Here is a 16785-nt window from a genome sequence, read left to right as displayed (position 1 = left end):
TCTGCGGCGTGCAGCGTAACATCTGAATGAAAAAGCCGTCTTAAAACAGGCTGGATGAAACGAATAACGAATACGGAGCCCTACAATGAATACACAACCGATGAATATTACGCTCAGCAGCCAGCCCGCCGATGCGCGCTGGGGCGAAAAAGCGCTGTTAAGCAGCAATGATAACGGCATGACCCTGCACCTGCGTGAAGCGGATGCCTTGATGACCATTCAACGGGCCGCCCGTAAACTGGATGGCCAGGGCATTCGTCATGTTTCACTGGCTGGCGAAGGCTGGCACCTTGAGCAGTGCTGGGCATTCTGGCAGGGTTATCGCGGGCCTAAGGGCAAAAACCAGGTGGACTGGCCGCAACTGGGTGAACACGAGCAGGCGGAGTTCGATCGCCGCCGCAAAATTGTTGGCTGGGTGCGCGACACCATTAATTTACCAGCCGACGATCTGGGCCCGGAAACGCTGGCGCACAGCGCCATTGACTTACTCAGTGAGCTGGGTGGTGAGGCCGTCAGCTATCGCATCACCAAAGGCGACGACTTACGCGAACAAGGCTACATGGGCCTGCACACCGTGGGTCGCGGCTCTAACCGCCCGCCGGTCTTTCTGGCGCTGGATTTCAACCCAACCGGAGACAGCGAGGCGCCTGTTTACGCCTGTCTGGTGGGCAAAGGCATTACCTTTGATACCGGCGGCTACAGCCTGAAACCGAGCGCTGGCATGGACTCAATGAAGTCGGACATGGGCGGTGCGGCCACCGTCACCGGTGCGCTGGCGCTGGCGATCGCGCGCGGGCTGAATAAGCGGGTTAAACTTTACCTCTGCTGCGCGGATAACATGGTCAGCAGCAATGCCTTCAAACTGGGCGACATCATTCGCTACCGTAACGGCAAGTCGGTAGAGGTGATGAACACCGACGCTGAAGGCCGCCTGGTACTGGCTGATGGCCTGATTGATGCCAGCGAGCAGAACCCGACGCTTCTGATCGATGCGGCAACCCTGACCGGTGCCGCGAAGACGGCGGTCGGCAATGATTATCACGCGCTGTTTACCTTTGACGATGGCCTGGCGCAGTCAGTGATGGGCAGCGCAGTCAGCGAAAACGAACCTTTCTGGCGTTTGCCGCTGGCGGAATTCCATCGCAACCATCTGCCCTCGAACTTTGCCGATCTTAATAACATTGCCAGTCCGGCGCATTCGGCAGGTGCCAGCAGCGCTGCCGCGTTCCTGTCGTACTTCGTCAGCCACTATCAGCAGGGCTGGTTACATATTGACTGCTCAGCGACCTATCGCAAAAGCGCGGTCGATCAGTGGGCTGCCGGTGCAACCGGTCTGGGTGTCCGTACCCTCGCCAACCTGTTACTGAAATAAGCGCAATCCAGCGGTGACCTGGTCACCGCTTTCTCAAGGTAGAAGTAAACTATGAACCGTCTTGAAGAGGTGCTGAAGCTGGCCGCGACCGAGCCTGCGCACCGGCCTGAATTTTTCCAGCTGTTGCTGGAAGCTGACGTCTGGGTGCCCGGCGAAAGCACCAGCCAGCAACTGGATGCCAGTACGCCGGTGGATCTCCAGCACTGGGAAAAAGAGGATGGCAGCAGCGTCATACCGTTTTTTACCTCCGAACAGGCGATGAGCGAAGCCGTTGAGAGCGAACAGGCGTATTTACGTTTACCCGTGCGCACCCTGTTTGACATGACGCGTGGCGAAACCCTGTTTTTGAACCCAAAACTGCCGACGGGAAAAGAGTTCTCCGCGGCGGAAATCAGCCATCTGCTGGGCGAAGAGGGCAGTGCACTCACTCAGCAAAGCGTGCTGGAAGGTGGGCAGTCACTGCTGCTGTCGGAAGTGGCAGAACCGCCTGCCCAGATGATTGACTCTCTGACCCAGCTGCTCAGCAAATATAAGCAGGTGAAACGCGCCTTTGTTGCCAGCATTCGTGAACGCGCGGATGAGGAACCTAACCTGCTGATTGGGATTGAAGCGGACAGCGATATTGAGGCCATTATTCAGGCCGCTGGCAGCGTCGCCAGCGACACGTTACTGGATGATGCACCCATTGATATCTGCGAGGTCACGGCAGACGATCGCGGCATCAGCCACTTCTTTACCGCCCACATCACGCCCTTTTATGAACGTCGCTGGGGGAGTTTCCTGCGCGAGTTCAAAGGCGGTCAGCGTATTATCTGACAACGCGCGCGGCCTCACCGGCCGCGCGTCTTCTTATTTCGCAATCGGCAAATCGTCCCGGCTTCCCCATTCGCCCCAGGAACCGTCATAGAGCGTAGCCTCCCGAACGCCCAGCGACGTCAGCGCCAGAATCAACACGACCGCCGTAACGCCTGAGCCACAGGTGGCGACAACGGGTTGCGTCAGGTCCACGCCCGCCTGGGCAAACAGGGCGCGCAGTTCGGACTCTGGCTTCAGTTGTCCCTGTTCAACCAACAGGTTCCACGGCAGATTCAGACTGTTGGGAATGTGCCCGCGATGTAAACCAGGACGCGGTTCATCTACCTCGGCATTGAAGCGGTTAGCCGCACGGGCATCCACAATCTGTGCGCCACCTTCATGGCTAATCAACAGCACGTCAGTCAGGCGTTTCACCAACCCGTCATCGAACTCAGCCTCGAATTCGCCCTCAGGCAGGCTCACTTCCCCCTCCGCCAGCGCAAAGCCTGCGGCTTTCCAGCCCTGCAAACCACCAGCCAGAATGGAAACCTGGGCGACGCCGAAAGCGCGCAGCATCCACCAGGCGCGCGGGGCAGAAAACAGGTTGCCCTCATCATAAACAATCAGATGTTTATCACTGTTGACGCCAAGCTCGCGCATGGCCACGGCAAAGCTTTCAGCGCGCGGGAGCATATGCGGATAGGGGCTGGTGTGATCGGAAAGTGCTTCAATATTAAAGAAAGGTGCCTGGGGCAAATGACCCGCCAGGTATTCAGCCTGGATATTGCGAACCGCATCCATGCCTGGCGGCAGCATACGTGCGTCCAGTACCTGCAGCGTTTCATCGTTGTAGTGTTCTTGTAACCAGTCGGCGGACACAAACAGTGGCGTCGTCATAACAACCTCATCTCAGCAATCTGTCATGCCAGTGTCGGGTAATGTGCACACCATCTCAAGAGAAGCGTTGATTAAATGCGAGCGTTGATGTGAAATTGCCCAGCGTTATAACAATTCCCCTGGGGCCCGGTGAAGGATTTACCATGAAAAAACGCATTAACCGGCTGCTGTTCAGCATGCTGATCGGTGGTTCGCTGCTGTCTGTCGCCACCTTACCTGTTTTTCCTGTCAGTGCAGAAACCCCTGCAGCCAGCGCGCAGGCCAGCAAACCACTCACCATTATCGATCTCTCTGAATTACAGCTTGATGGCGCGGCGGCGCTGGTTTTAACCTTTAATCAGCCGCTGGATGACAAGCAGGATCTGGCGCAAAAGGTCAGGTTGATCGACGATAAACACGGCAAAGTCGATGGTGGTTGGGAGCTTTCCAGCAATCGTAAAGCCCTGCGTTTTCGCCATCCTGAACCCTCTCGTCAGTTCACCGTGACCGTCGATTCGGGCTTGCGCGCCGCCAGCGGTGAGACGCTGACAACGGCCTACAGCAAAAAAATCACTACCCGCGACATTGAGCCGATGGTGGGCTTTGCCAGCCGAGGCTCCCTGTTGCCGTTGCGTATCGCGCAGGGGCTGCCGGTACTGGCGTTGAACGTAGACCAGGTGGATGTGGATTTTTTCCGAATCAAAAATGCGGGCCTGGCGGAATTCCTTTCCCAGTGGAATTACGGTAACAACCTCTCTACCTGGCAATCTCAGGAACTGCTGAAAACCAGCCAACTGGTGTATACCGGCCGCTTTGAACTCAACCCGGCCCGTAACACGCGGGAAAAACTGCAGTTGCCGCTGAAAGACATTAAGCCGCTTCAGCAGCCAGGGGTTTATCTGGCGGTCATGAAGCAGGCGGGCACTTATCACTACAGCATGCCTGCGACGCTGTTTACCCTGAGCGATATCGGCCTGTCGCTGCACCGCTTTCCCACCCAGTTTGAACTCTTCGCACAGAGTCTGGAAAACGGCGCACCGCTTTCCGGCGTCAGTATCAGGCTGTTGAATGATAAAGGCCTGGTGCTGCAAAACGGCACCAGCGACAGCAGCGGTCATTTGCGCCTTAATGCAGACGAAAAAGGCAAGTTCCTGCTGGCCATGAAGGGCGAACAAACTTCGCTGATCGACCTGGCGCGCCCTGCTCTGGATTTAGCCGAATTCCCCGTAGCGGGGCCCGAAGGCTATGACAAACAGCTCTTCGTCTTCGGCCCACGAGATATTTATCGGCCTGGCGAAACAGTGATCGTCAATGCGCTGCTGCGCGATGCGGACGGCAAGCCTTTACCTGCCCAACCGGTTAAGGCTGAGCTGGTACAGCCCGACGGCGAGGTAGTGCGCACGGTGGTCTGGCAGCCGCAGGACGGTTTCTATCAGCAGCGGTTTGCTTTACCGGCTTCGGCGATGACCGGCGGCTGGATGCTGCGGCTGAATACCGGTGATAACCAGCTGCGGCAGTGGCATTTCCGCGTTGAGGATTTTCTGCCTGAGCGCATGGCATTAACGCTGAAAAACGATGAACAACCCCAGCCTGCGGATGCCGATATTACGTTCGACATTGAGGGGCGCTATCTGTATGGCGCGCCTGCGGCAGGGAATCAGCTGCAGGGACAGCTCTATCTGCGTCCGGCCCGTGAGGCGGTTGCTGCGCTGCCGGGCTACCAGTTTGGTGACATCACCGAACAGGGCCTGAAGCGCAGTCTGGACGATGTCGATCTTAAGCTTGACGCCAACGGCAAGGCGCAACTGACCGTGGATAATCAGTGGGATCAGCTTCACTCACCGCTGAACCTGATACTGCAGGCCAGCCTGCTGGAAACCGGCGGTCGTCCGGTCACCCGACGTGCTACTCAGGCCATCTGGCCGGCGGACGCGTTGCCCGGTATCCGTCCGCTGTTTGGCAATAAGGCGATCTACGATTACCGCAGTGACAGCTATCACGATGAGCCGACCGTGCCGGAAAACAGCCTGGCAGAATTCGATATTGTTTATGCCAACAGTCAGGGCGCTAAGCTGGCGGCAGATAAGCTTGACGTACGCTTAATTCGTGAACGGCGTGACTACTACTGGAGCTTCTCGGACAGTGAAGGCTGGCAGTCACGTTACGATGCCAAAGACCTGCAGGAAGATGAGCAATCTGTCAGCATTCCCGCTGACGGCAGCACCAAGGTCAGCTTCCCGGTTGAGTGGGGCAGCTACCGGCTAGAGGTCCAGTCGGGTGAAAAAATCATCAGCAGCGTGCGTTTTCAGGCGGGCTATGACTGGCAGGATAATACCAATGGTACAGGCGCACTGCGTCCGGACCAGGTCAAACTAAAGCTGGATAAAGCGGCATACCAACCGGGTGAAACCGTCCATTTGCAGGTCGAATCGCCCACGGCCGGAAAAGGCTATCTGATGGTGGAATCCAGCAGCGGGACGCTCTGGTGGCAACCCTTAACGGTGCCGCAGGGTGGAACCCAGGTAGACGTGCCGATCGCGGCCAATTGGCAGCGCCACGATCTCTATTTCAGTGCCATTGTGGTGCGGGAAGGGGACAAAACCAGTGGTGCCACGCCGAAACGGGCGGTCGGACTGTTACATCTGCCGATGGCGACCGAGGCGCGACGTTTAACGCTGACGCTGGACGCACCCGATAAGGTTCGTCCTGAGCAGAACCTGACGGTGAACGTTCAGGCCAGCCGTGAAGGCGGCCCGCTGCCTGACAAGGTGCACGTCCTGCTGTCAGCGGTAGACAGCGGTGTGTTAAGCGTGACGGATTATAAAACGCCCGATCCCTGGACGGCTTTTTTCGGTCGCAAGCGTTATAACGTCGATCAGTACGATGTGTTTGGTCAACTGATTGAAAGCGGTGGACGGCTGGCTGCTCTGCGCTTTGGCGGAGACGGTGAAGACGAATCCATGACGCGCGGCGGTAAAAAACCGGTCACCCACGTCAATATCGTGGCGCAGCAGTTGCAGGCCGTTACGCTGGATAAAAACGGCAAGGGTGCCATTACGCTGCCCATTCCGGCCTTTAACGGCGAGTTGCGCTTAATGACGCAGGTCTGGAGCGATGACAGCTTTGGCGCTGCCGAACGTAAGCTGGTGGTGGCTGCCCCGCTGGTCAGCGAACTGGCCACGCCGCGTTTTCTGGCCAGCGGCGACAGCGCTTCACTGGCGCTGGATATCACCAATCTGACGGACCTGCCGCAAACGCTGAAGGTCGATTTGACTGCCCAAGGTCTGATAGGACTGTCGGGCGCGGCCACACAAAATGTGACGCTGGCAAAAGGCGAAAGGACCACCCTGCAGGTGCCCGTGACGGCGAAAACCGGGTTTGGTGACGGCGAAGTGCAGGTGCAGATTTCAGGGCTGAACCTGCCCGGTGAGACGGTGCGGCCCAGCCAGCAGACGTGGAAGATTGGCGTCAGGCCGCCTTATCCTGCGCAAACCCTCAATTTTGCCGCTGTGATTGACCACGATCGCCCCTGGCAGGTCACGGCGGCGGCATTTGCGGGTCTGGATGCAGAAACCCTGAGTGGACAACTGACCCTGAGTAATCGTCCGCCTTTAAATATCGCCAGCTACATCAGTGCGCTTTATGCCTATCCCTATGGCTGTCTGGAGCAGACCACCAGCGGTCTCTGGCCGTCGCTCTATACCAGTCAGGCGCAGCTCAGCGCTATGGGGATAAAAACCAGCAGTGATGACGTTCGTCGGGCCGCCGTTGACACCGGCATCGCCCGTCTGGCCGGGATGCAGCGTGCTGACGGCAGCTTTGGGTTGTGGAGTAAGCAGAGTGAAGAGGAGTTCTGGCTCACACCTTACGTTACTGACTTTTTACTGCGCGCCAGCGAAGCGGGCTATGCCTTGCCCCCTGACGTGATTGATCGGGCTAATGCACGGCTGCTGCGTTATTTACAGGACCCTTCACAAATTACCGCTAGTGGCAGTGCCGACACCGATGCATTGCGTTTCAGCGTTCAGGCTTATGCCGGCCTGGTGCTGGCGCGTCAGCAGCGTGCGCCACTGGGCGCGTTGCGTGCGCTTTACGAAAAGCGTGACAAGGCCAAATCGGGGCTGGCGCTGATGCAGTTGGGTGTCGCGCTGAAGCTGATGGGGGATGGACAGCGTTCGCCGCTGGCTGTGATGCAGGGCGCCACGCTGTCACGACCTGAAAGCAGCTGGTTTGGCGACTACGGCAGTACGGTGCGCGATGAGGGGATGATGATCGCCCTGTTAGCGGAATATCAGCTGCAGCCGGAACTGCAAAACAGCCTGCTGCTCTCTTTGTCGAAAGAGCTGAACGGCAAGCGCTGGCTCTCTACCCAAGAGAACAATGCGCTTTACCTGGCGGCGCGCACGCTGCAAACCGCACAGGGTAAGGATTGGCAGGCGATATTACAGGGTGATCAACCGCCCGTAAGCAGCAGTGGGCCTGTGAATAAAGGGCTGGATAGTCAACAGCTGGCGCAAGGCGTTGACGTGAGCAATCCCGGCACGGCACCGCTGTATGGCAGCCTGAACGTGGTGGGTTATCCGCTGACGCCGCCGAATCCGGTCAGCCATATGCTGTCTGTTAAGCGAGAGTACTTCACCCTGGACGGTAAACCGGCGGATCTCAATAATCTTCGCAGCGGTGAATTGCTGGTGGTCCGTCTTACCGTGGCCGCGAAACGCCGCATCAGCGATGCGCTGGTCGTGGATCTGTTACCGGCCGGACTGGAGCTGGAAAACCAGAATCTGGCAGACAGCAGTGCCAGCCTGGGTGACAGTGCGGATGCGTTAAAAGAGAGCATGATGGATATGCAGCAGGCCAACATCCGGCATATTGAGTTCCGTGACGATCGCTTCGTTGCCGCGCTGGCAGTGGATACGTATCGTCCTGCAACCCTGATGTATCTGGCGCGCGCAGTGACGCCGGGCAGCTACCATATGCCGCCACCGCAGGTGGAATCGATGTACGTACCTGAGTGGCGGGCGATTGGTGCGACGCCGCAACAGCTGCATGTACAACAGTAGCCGGGCCGGGTTGTGATCAAAAACAGGCACATCAAAAAGCGGTGGGTAGCCCTGCCGCTTTTTATTCTGGCCTTGCTGCTTGTCCCGCTGATTCTGGATCGGTTATTCCCCTTGCCCCTTAAAGAGGTTCAGCCCGCACGTGTGGTGGTCGCCGAGGACGGCACACCCCTGTGGCGCTTCGCTGACGACCAGGGCATCTGGCGCTATCCGGTCACTCCCGCTGACGTGTCGCCGACGTACATACAGGCGTTGCTGACCTATGAAGATCGCTGGTTCTGGTACCATCCCGGGATTAATCCGCTCGCCCTGCTTCGCGCGGCCTGGCAGGACCTGCGTCATGGCAGCGTCATTTCGGGTGGCAGCACTTTAACCATGCAGGTGGCCAGAATCATCGACCCACAGCCGCGAACGCTGCGGGGCAAGCTGATTCAGGCATGGCGCGCTCTGCAACTGGAGTGGCATCTCTCTAAATACGATATCTTAACGCTTTATCTTAATCGTGCGCCCTTTGGCGGCACGCTGGAAGGGATTGGAGCGGCAAGCTGGAGCTGGCTGGGTAAAGCGCCGTCACAGATGACAAGGGGCGAGGCGGCGCTAATGGCCGTATTGCCACAGGCACCCAGTCGTTTGCGGCCCGATCGCTGGCCAGAGCGGGCTGAAGCGGCACGTAATAAGGTGCTGGATCGGCTGGCGCAGTATCATGTCTGGTCGCCCCGACGGGTCGCTGAAATCCGCCAGGAACCGGTCTGGCTCCCGCCGCGCCAGATGCCGCAGATGGCGCCGTTACTGGCGCGGCGACTGTTATCGATGACTACGCACGATAAAATCGTCTCTACGCTGGATCCGTCGCTGCAGCGCGAGCTGGAAAGCATGGCGCTGAATGTGAAAAACCAGCTTCCTCCGCGCACCTCACTGGCGATACTGGTGGTGGATCACACTACTATGGCGGTGCGTGGCTACGTCGGTTCCGCCGATTTCGGCGACGACAGCCGTTTTGGTCATGTGGATATGATTGCCAGCGTTCGCTCGCCGGGATCGGTCCTGAAACCCTTTGTCTATGGCATGGCGCTGGACGAGGGGCTCATCCATGCCGAGTCTTTACTGCAGGATGTTCCACGTCGTTTTGGCGATTACCGTCCGGGTAACTTCGATACCGGTTTTCATGGCCCGGTCAGCGCCAGCGAAGCGCTGGTGCGATCACTCAATCTGCCCGCCGTGCAGCTGCTGGAGGCGCTGGGCCCAAAAAATGTGGCCGCACGCCTGCGCAATGTGGGGCTAAATCTACGTTTCCCACCGGGGGCAGAGCCTAACCTGTCGTTGATTCTCGGCGGCACCGGAGCGCGCATGGATGATATCGTGGCGGCCTATAGCGCCTTTGCCCGACATGGCAACGCCGGTCAGCTGCGCTGGATGGCAGACCAGCCCTTACAGGAACGCCCACTGCTTTCGCCCGGTGCGGCCTGGATTATCCGCCGTATTCTGGGCGGTGAGGCTCAGCCTGCGGGTAATGGCAGCGCGCCTGCGGTGGTACCGCTGGCATGGAAGACCGGCACCAGCTACGGCTACCGTGACGCCTGGGCCGTGGGAATCAATCCGCGTTATCTGATTGGCGTTTGGGTCGGACGACCCGATGCAACGCCGGTTGCGGGGCAGTTTGGTTTCGCGTCTGCGGTTCCCGTCATGAATCAGGTTAACAACGTACTGATGAACCGCCTGGCCGGGCGGGCAATCCCCACCGATCCGCGACCGGCGTCGGTCAGCGTGGCAGGCATCTGCTGGCCCGGCGGGCAGCCGCTGCCCGAGGGAGACGAAAACTGCCGACAACGGCGGCAGAGTTGGGTGCTGAACGACACGCTGCCGCCGACCTTGCTGGCGCCGGGGCAGGAAAGCCTGAGTGGATTGCACCTGCGTTACTGGCAGAACGAACAGGGCTTACGGGTTGCGGCGGATTGCCCGCGAGCCATCAGCCATGAACGTCTGGTGTGGCCTTTGCCGCTGGAAGCCTGGCTGCCGCCGCAGGAGCGTCGGGCGCAGCGCTTACCGGCGGTTGATCCCCGGTGTCCGCCCTTGCAGCAGGGCAGTAGCGCGCCGCTGATTGTGACTGGCGTTATTGACGGGCAGCGCGTTCAGCCGCTGCCGGGCAATACTACGCTGGTGATACCGGTTGCGGTGCAGGGCGGTCAGGGCGTTCAGCGCTGGTGGTTTTTAAACGGCGAGCCGCTCGAAACGCAAAGTCAGAACGGCACCCTGTCGCTACCTCTTGATCGGGCAGGGGACTATCAGCTGGTGGTCATGGATGAGGCCGGTCAGCTGGCCTCTGTCGCTTTTACCCGTGGGTGAGTGTTTTTTGCGCTAAATCAGAGTTGAAAAGTATTAGCCCCGACTCAGATCAAGATTTTTCAATAAATTATGGGTTCGGTGATAGGCAACGTCACACTCAACCCCTATAATCGGCGCCGTTTCTTAGCCGGGGCGCGCGCCCTCGGTTTCTTCAGAACGTCAAGACAGAGGTCATCATGGCAATCGAACGTACTTTTTCTATCATCAAGCCAAACGCCGTCGCTAAAAACGTGATCGGTGCCATCTACAACCGTTTTGAAAGCGCAGGCTTCAAAATCGTTGGCGCAAAAATGCTGCAGCTGAGCAAAGAGCAGGCTGAAGGTTTTTACGCAGAGCACCAAGGCAAGCCGTTCTTCGACGGTCTGGTTGAATTCATGACGTCTGGTCCGGTTGTGGTTTCTGTACTGGAAGGTGAAAATGCCGTTCAGCGTCACCGTGACCTGATGGGTGCAACTAACCCTGCTAACGCGCTGGCTGGCACACTGCGTGCAGACTACGCTGACAGCTTCACCGAGAACGCAACCCACGGTTCAGATTCTGCCGAATCAGCCGCCCGTGAAATTGCCTATTTCTTCGGCGAAAACGAAATTTGCCCGCGCACCCGTTAATTGCTTAACGACTGACGCGTACAGGGCTTTACAAAAATCTGCTGAACACGGGCAACTCTAGCCTGTTATCAGGCAGCAGATGTTGTACAATATTGCGCCTTCATTGAGCCAGCTTAGTGAAGGCGCAATTTTTTTCTTTTCCCAACAGCGCCATAACGTGTAACAACGAGGCCAGAGAACATTATGTCCGAACAGATTGTGACGTCCGCGTCCACCTCGCCTATTTCCGTCTCACCCAAAAGCCAAAAAATCAACCTGCTGGATCTCAACCGTCAGCAAATGCGTGAGTTTTTTGTCTCGCTCGGTGAAAAACCCTTCCGTGCCGATCAGGTGATGAAGTGGATTTACCACTACTGCTGCGATGATTTCGAGCAGATGACCGACATTAACAAGAAGCTGCGTAACCGGTTAATGGAACTCACCGAAATTCGCGCCCCGGAAGTGGCTGAAGAGATGCGCTCAACGGATGGCACCATTAAATGGGCTATTCGCGTCGGCGATCAGCTGGTTGAAACGGTGTATATCCCGGAAGGGGATCGCGCCACCTTATGTGTCTCCTCTCAGGTGGGTTGCGCGCTGGAGTGTAAATTCTGCTCGACGGCGCAGCAGGGCTTTAACCGCAATCTGCGCGTGTCAGAAATTATTGGTCAGGTCTGGCGTGCCGCAAAAATCGTTGGTGCGGCCAAAGTGACCGGTCAGCGTCCTATCACCAACGTGGTGATGATGGGCATGGGTGAGCCGTTGCTCAACCTGAATAATGTTGTTCCGGCCATGGAAATCATGCTGGATGACTTCGGTTTTGGTTTGTCGAAACGCCGTGTCACCCTGTCGACCTCGGGCGTTGTGCCTGCCCTGGACAAGCTGGGCGACATGATCGACGTTGCGTTGGCGATTTCGCTGCATGCGCCAAACGACAAACTGCGTGACGACATCGTACCCATTAACAAGAAATACAATATTGAAACCTTCCTGGCGGCGGTTAAACGCTATATTGGTAAGTCCAATGCGAACCAGGGACGCGTCACGATCGAATACGTGTTGCTGGATCATGTCAACGACAGCACCGATGACGCGCATGAACTGGCGGCATTGCTGAAAGAAACGCCGTGTAAGATCAACCTGATTCCATGGAACCCCTTCCCCGGGGCACCTTATGGTCGCAGCTCGAACAGCCGCATTGACCGCTTCTCCAAGGTGTTAATGGATTACGGCTTTACCACTATCGTGCGTAAAACCCGTGGTGATGATATTGATGCCGCCTGCGGCCAGTTGGCCGGGGAAGTGATTGACCGTACGAAACGCACCCTGCGTAAGAAAATGGCGGGCGAAGCCATATCTGTGAAGGCGCTCTGAAAGGCTGACTAACAGGGTTTTCCATTCCGTCTCTGCGTGGCAGGCTGCTGCCAGCCACAGCGATAACAGGATGGAAAGGCGATGGGCAAAGGGATATGCACGGCATTACTGGCCGTTTTTGTTGTAAGCGGTTGTGTCCGTTCGCCGACCCAATCGGGGGCAGCGGAGCTTCGTTTGCAACTGGGTATGCACTACCTCGCGGTAGAGGATTATCCTGCTGCGCGCCGTAATCTCTTACGGGCGCAGGCGGCCGCTCCCCAGGATTACCGCGTGCCCCTGGCATTGGCCCGGCTGGCTCAGCGGCAAGGGCACACTGCCGCAGCGCATTATCATTTTCAGCACGCGCAGCGAATTGCGCCACATAATGGTTACATCCCTAACAATTACGGTGCGTTTCTTTGCGCTTTAGGGCAGTATGATGAAGCGCATCAACAGTTTATCCGGGCGAAGGGTGCGCAGGAAGGAGACGCCCGTATCGATGCGTATGAACTGTCGGGGTATTGTTATCTGCGGGCAGGAAACAGAGAAGCAGCGCGTGCTGCTTTGTCGTATGCGCTCGATGCGGACCAGAGTAAAGGAGCGCCGCTACTAGCCGAAGCTGAAAGCGCGGTCGAAAATGACCAGTGGGCTAACGTAGCGCTATTATTAGAGCTTTACCAGCCGCTGCCGGAGACGGCACGCAGCCTGGCGTTACACATACGTTTCGCCGCGCAACAGGGAAATGCCGCAGACGTTTCACGTTATGGCGACCAGTTAGCGCGACGTTTTCCGCAATCGATACAGTACCAGCGTTATTTAGCTAATGAATACTGAAGCCACTCAAGAAAATTCTGCAGTTCATTCCACAGGTACACGCCTGCGTCTGGCCCGTGAACAAATGGGACTCACGCAGCAACATGTTGCTGAACGCCTGTGCCTGAAACTTACTACCGTACGTGATATTGAAGAAGACAAATCACCTGCGGATTTAGCCTCTACCTTCCTGCGCGGTTACATCCGTTCTTATGCGCGTCTGGTGCACATTCCTGAAGAGGAACTGCTGCCGATGATGGAAAAGCAGACGCCGGTTCGTGCCGCAAAAATTGAGCCGATGCAAAGCTTCTCCCTGGGCAAACGGCGTAAGAAACGCGACGGCTGGCTGATGATTTTTACCTGGCTGGTGGTCTTTGTCGTGATCGGCCTGACAGGCGCCTGGTGGTGGCAGAACCATAAAGCCTCACAGGATGAGCTGGTGTCGATGGCCGATCAAAACGGCAGTAACAGCGACAGCAGCCAGTCTATCCCCCTGGGACAGACGAACGGCGCATCAACCGATAACAGCACCAGCGTGCCGTTGGGCAATAATGCCGCCAGCACACCAGCGAACGCCGATGAATCCACCGGCACGGCGCCTGCTGAAAACAGTAACAGCACTGCCGCGGCTGCCCAGCAGGAAGAGAATAACACCGTTGTTTCGCCTTCTCAGGCACCGACTTCGACCAGCCCCGCACCGGCCAGCACCAATACGGCGCAGCAGATGCCAGTGGGCGCGGCGGCGGTTAGCGAACCGGCGGCGGATCCGAATGCCGTGGTGATGACCTTTACCGGCGACTGCTGGCTGGAAGTCAGCGATGCAACGGGTAAGAAACTGTTTAGCGGTATCCAGCGCAGCGGTGGCAAGCTGAGCCTGTCTGGCACGGCTCCCTATCGTCTGAAAATTGGCGCGCCATCCGTGGTTCAGGTGCAATATCAGAATAAACCCGTTGATTTAAGTCGCTTTATCCGTAATAACCAGGTTGCTCGCCTGACGTTGGGTGCGCAATAACAGCGTATCGCGTGTACCGGGCAATTGTGGAGAAGAAATATGCATAACCAAGCACCCATTATCCGTCGTAAGTCTAAACGTATTTACGTCGGCCAGGTGCCCATTGGCGACGGTGCGCCAATCGCCGTTCAGTCGATGACCAACACCCGCACGACTGACGTAGCCGCGACGGTCAATCAGATCAAAGCCCTTGAGCGCGTAGGCGTCGATATCGTCCGCGTCTCGGTGCCCACCATGGATGCCGCCGAAGCGTTTAAGCTGATTAAGCAGCAGGTGAACGTCCCCCTGGTGGCAGATATCCACTTTGACTACCGTATTGCGCTAAAAGTCGCGGAGTATGGAGTGGACTGCCTGCGTATCAATCCGGGTAATATCGGTAATAACGAGCGTATTCGTGCGGTGGTTGACTGCGCCCGCGATAACAATATCCCCATTCGTATCGGTGTTAACGCCGGATCGCTGGAAAAAGATCTGCAGGAAAAATACGGTGAGCCTACACCGCAGGCCCTGCTGGAATCGGCGATGCGCCATGTCGATCATCTGGATCGTCTTAACTTCGATCAGTTTAAAGTCAGCGTGAAAGCCTCTGATGTTTTTCTGGCGGTTGAATCCTACCGTCTGTTGGCAAAGCAGATCGAGCAGCCGCTGCATCTTGGTATTACCGAAGCGGGCGGTGCACGTGCCGGTGCGGTGAAGTCGGCGATTGGTCTGGGGCTGTTACTGGCCGAAGGCATTGGCGACACGCTGCGTATTTCTCTGGCAGCCGATCCGGTTGAAGAGGTAAAGGTTGGCTTTGATATCCTGAAGTCGCTGCGCATCCGCTCTCGCGGGATCAACTTCATCGCCTGTCCGACCTGTTCACGTCAGGAGTTTGACGTCATTGGCACGGTAAACGCGCTGGAGCAGCGACTGGAAGACATTATCACGCCGATGGATGTCTCCATCATCGGTTGCGTGGTGAATGGGCCTGGCGAAGCCACCGTTTCTACGCTTGGCGTGACCGGCAGTAATAAGAAAAGCGGCTTCTATGAAGATGGCGTGCGCCAGCGCGAACGTCTGGACAATGACGATATGATCGATCAACTGGAAGCGCGCATTCGTGCCAAAGCGGCCATGCTGGATGAAACCCGTCGTATTGACGTGCAGCAACTGGAAAAATAATCCGTTGCGTGTACGGCGTGCATGACTTTTTTAGCTGAACCTGTGCGGTTTCATCCTCATGAGGTATGATGCCGGACAGGTTTTTTTGCATTAAGAGATTTTAACGTGGCGAAGAATATTCAAGCGATTCGCGGGATGAACGATTTCCTGCCTGCGGATACGGCCATCTGGCAACGGGTTGAAGATGTACTGAAGTCAGTGCTGGCGAGTTATGGTTACAGCGAAATTCGCTTACCCATCGTAGAGCAGACTCCTCTTTTCAAACGCGCAATTGGTGAAGTCACCGATGTGGTTGAAAAAGAGATGTATACCTTTGACGATCGCAATGGCGAAAGCCTGACGCTTCGTCCGGAAGGCACGGCGGGCTGCGTGCGCGCAGGTATCGAACACGGTCTGCTTTATAACCAGGAACAGCGCCTGTGGTACATGGGGCCGATGTTCCGCTACGAGCGTCCTCAGAAAGGGCGTTACCGCCAGTTTCATCAGATAGGCGTTGAAGTCTTTGGTCTGCAGGGGCCGGACATTGATGCCGAACTGATCATGCTGAACGCACGCTGGTGGAAAGCGTTGGGCATCGCCGACCATGTTCGTCTGGAACTGAACTCCATTGGTTCGCCTGAAGCCCGTGCCAACTATCGCGATGCGCTGGTGGCGTTTCTGGAACAGCATAAAGAGGCGCTGGATGAAGACTGTAAGCGCCGTATGTACAGTAACCCGATGCGCGTGCTCGACAGTAAAAATCCTGATATTCAGACGCTGCTGAACGATGCGCCTCAGTTGGGCGATTATCTGGATGTGGAATCACGCGAGCATTTTGACGGGCTGCGCGCGCTGTTAGACGACGCGGGTATTGCTTACACGGTGAATCAGCGGCTGGTGCGTGGGCTGGATTATTACAACCGCACGGTGATTGAATGGGTTACCGACAGCCTGGGCTCCCAGGGTACCGTTTGCGGTGGCGGTCGTTATGATGGGCTGGTAGAACAGTTGGGTGGCCGTGCCACACCGGGTGTCGGTTTCGCAATGGGAATGGAACGCCTGGTGTTGTTAGTGCAGGCGGTGAATCCGGAATTTGAACCCGCGCGCAATGTCGATGTCTATGTTATCGCTTCAGGTCAGGGCGTTCAGTCAGCGGCGATGCAGCTGGCAGAAAAACTGCGCGATCACCTGCCTGAAATGAAACTGATGACCAACTTTGGCGGCGGTAACTTCAAGAAGCAGTTCGCCCGTGCGGATAAATGGGGCGCCCGCGTTGCCCTGGTGCTGGGCGAAGATGAACAGAAGGCCGGTCAGGTCGTGATTAAAGACCTGCGCAATGGCGAACAGCAAACGCTGGCGCAGGCGGACGCGGCTGCTGCACTGCGCACGCTGTTGCAGTAAGCGTGTCAAAGCACAACCATTGAAAGGAGAAGG

The 16785-nt window shown here is 57.1% G+C and carries 11 protein-coding genes; 10 read left to right on the top strand and 1 reads right to left on the bottom strand.

Annotated elements, in window-relative coordinates:
• The first annotated feature begins 85 nt into the window (after nucleotides 1–85).
• Together pepB and sseB are read left to right on the top strand one after the other, a co-directional pair.
• Nucleotides 86–1372, top strand: a complete 1287-nt coding sequence (pepB, locus tag EL29_RS12545; protein WP_013026742.1) for an aminopeptidase PepB — start codon at nucleotides 86–88, stop codon at nucleotides 1370–1372.
• A gap of 51 nt (nucleotides 1373–1423) precedes the next feature.
• A complete protein-coding gene (gene sseB / locus EL29_RS12540; protein WP_013026741.1) occupies nucleotides 1424–2188 on the top strand; it encodes an enhanced serine sensitivity protein SseB in 765 nt (254 codons plus the stop codon).
• 33 nt (nucleotides 2189–2221) lie between these two features.
• On the opposite strand, the gene sseA is transcribed toward sseB, so the two are convergent.
• Complete coding sequence (sseA, locus tag EL29_RS12535; protein WP_028715471.1) at nucleotides 2222–3064, bottom strand: 3-mercaptopyruvate sulfurtransferase; 843 nt, start codon at nucleotides 3062–3064, stop codon at nucleotides 2222–2224.
• A gap of 143 nt (nucleotides 3065–3207) precedes the next feature.
• On the opposite strand from sseA, the gene EL29_RS12530 reads away from it, so the two are divergent.
• The 8 genes from EL29_RS12530 (at nucleotide 3208) to hisS (ending at nucleotide 16752) form a co-directional block, all read left to right on the top strand.
• Entirely contained in the window at nucleotides 3208–8106 is a 4899-nt protein-coding gene (locus EL29_RS12530) for an alpha-2-macroglobulin family protein (protein ID WP_028715470.1), read from the top strand.
• 12 nt (nucleotides 8107–8118) lie between these two features.
• A complete protein-coding gene (pbpC, locus tag EL29_RS12525; RefSeq protein WP_028715469.1) occupies nucleotides 8119–10446 on the top strand; it encodes a peptidoglycan glycosyltransferase PbpC in 2328 nt (775 codons plus the stop codon).
• Between the two features lie 176 nt (nucleotides 10447–10622).
• Nucleotides 10623–11054 (top strand): nucleoside-diphosphate kinase, encoded by a 432-nt coding sequence (gene ndk / locus EL29_RS12520; protein ID WP_003848684.1) that lies wholly within the window; start codon nucleotides 10623–10625, stop codon nucleotides 11052–11054.
• 183 nt (nucleotides 11055–11237) lie between these two features.
• Complete coding sequence (gene rlmN / locus EL29_RS12515; protein WP_013026737.1) at nucleotides 11238–12407, top strand: dual-specificity RNA methyltransferase RlmN; 1170 nt, start codon at nucleotides 11238–11240, stop codon at nucleotides 12405–12407.
• A gap of 81 nt (nucleotides 12408–12488) precedes the next feature.
• Complete coding sequence (gene pilW, locus EL29_RS12510; protein ID WP_028715468.1) at nucleotides 12489–13220, top strand: type IV pilus biogenesis/stability protein PilW; 732 nt, start codon at nucleotides 12489–12491, stop codon at nucleotides 13218–13220.
• A complete protein-coding gene (gene rodZ, locus EL29_RS12505) occupies nucleotides 13210–14211 on the top strand; it encodes a cytoskeleton protein RodZ (protein WP_029571446.1) in 1002 nt (333 codons plus the stop codon). Before pilW ends, rodZ begins: the two co-directional genes overlap by 11 nt.
• A gap of 39 nt (nucleotides 14212–14250) precedes the next feature.
• Complete coding sequence (gene ispG / locus EL29_RS12500; protein ID WP_014594315.1) at nucleotides 14251–15372, top strand: flavodoxin-dependent (E)-4-hydroxy-3-methylbut-2-enyl-diphosphate synthase; 1122 nt, start codon at nucleotides 14251–14253, stop codon at nucleotides 15370–15372.
• A gap of 105 nt (nucleotides 15373–15477) precedes the next feature.
• On the top strand, nucleotides 15478–16752 hold the full coding sequence (gene hisS, locus EL29_RS12495) for a histidine--tRNA ligase (protein ID WP_013026733.1): 1275 nt from the start codon (nucleotides 15478–15480) through the stop codon (nucleotides 16750–16752).
• Nucleotides 16753–16785: the final 33 nt, after the last annotated feature.

The sequence above is a fragment of the Pantoea ananatis LMG 2665 genome (assembly GCF_000710035.2).
Classification (GTDB): Bacteria; Pseudomonadota; Gammaproteobacteria; order Enterobacterales; family Enterobacteriaceae; genus Pantoea; species Pantoea ananatis.
The sequence above is the reverse complement of the archived record's forward strand: the minus strand, read 5'-3'. Positions and strand labels throughout refer to the sequence as shown.

Coding starts and splice junctions, on each gene's coding strand:
- pepB (WP_013026742.1), top strand. CDS start 86: ATGAATACACAACCGATGAATATTACGCTCAGCAGCCAGCCCGCCGAT.
- sseB (WP_013026741.1), top strand. CDS start 1,424: ATGAACCGTCTTGAAGAGGTGCTGAAGCTGGCCGCGACCGAGCCTGCG.
- sseA (WP_028715471.1), bottom strand. CDS start 3,064: ATGACGACGCCACTGTTTGTGTCCGCCGACTGGTTACAAGAACACTAC.
- EL29_RS12530 (WP_028715470.1), top strand. CDS start 3,208: ATGAAAAAACGCATTAACCGGCTGCTGTTCAGCATGCTGATCGGTGGT.
- ndk (WP_003848684.1), top strand. CDS start 10,623: ATGGCAATCGAACGTACTTTTTCTATCATCAAGCCAAACGCCGTCGCT.
- rlmN (WP_013026737.1), top strand. CDS start 11,238: ATGTCCGAACAGATTGTGACGTCCGCGTCCACCTCGCCTATTTCCGTC.
- pilW (WP_028715468.1), top strand. CDS start 12,489: ATGGGCAAAGGGATATGCACGGCATTACTGGCCGTTTTTGTTGTAAGC.
- rodZ (WP_029571446.1), top strand. CDS start 13,210: ATGAATACTGAAGCCACTCAAGAAAATTCTGCAGTTCATTCCACAGGT.
- ispG (WP_014594315.1), top strand. CDS start 14,251: ATGCATAACCAAGCACCCATTATCCGTCGTAAGTCTAAACGTATTTAC.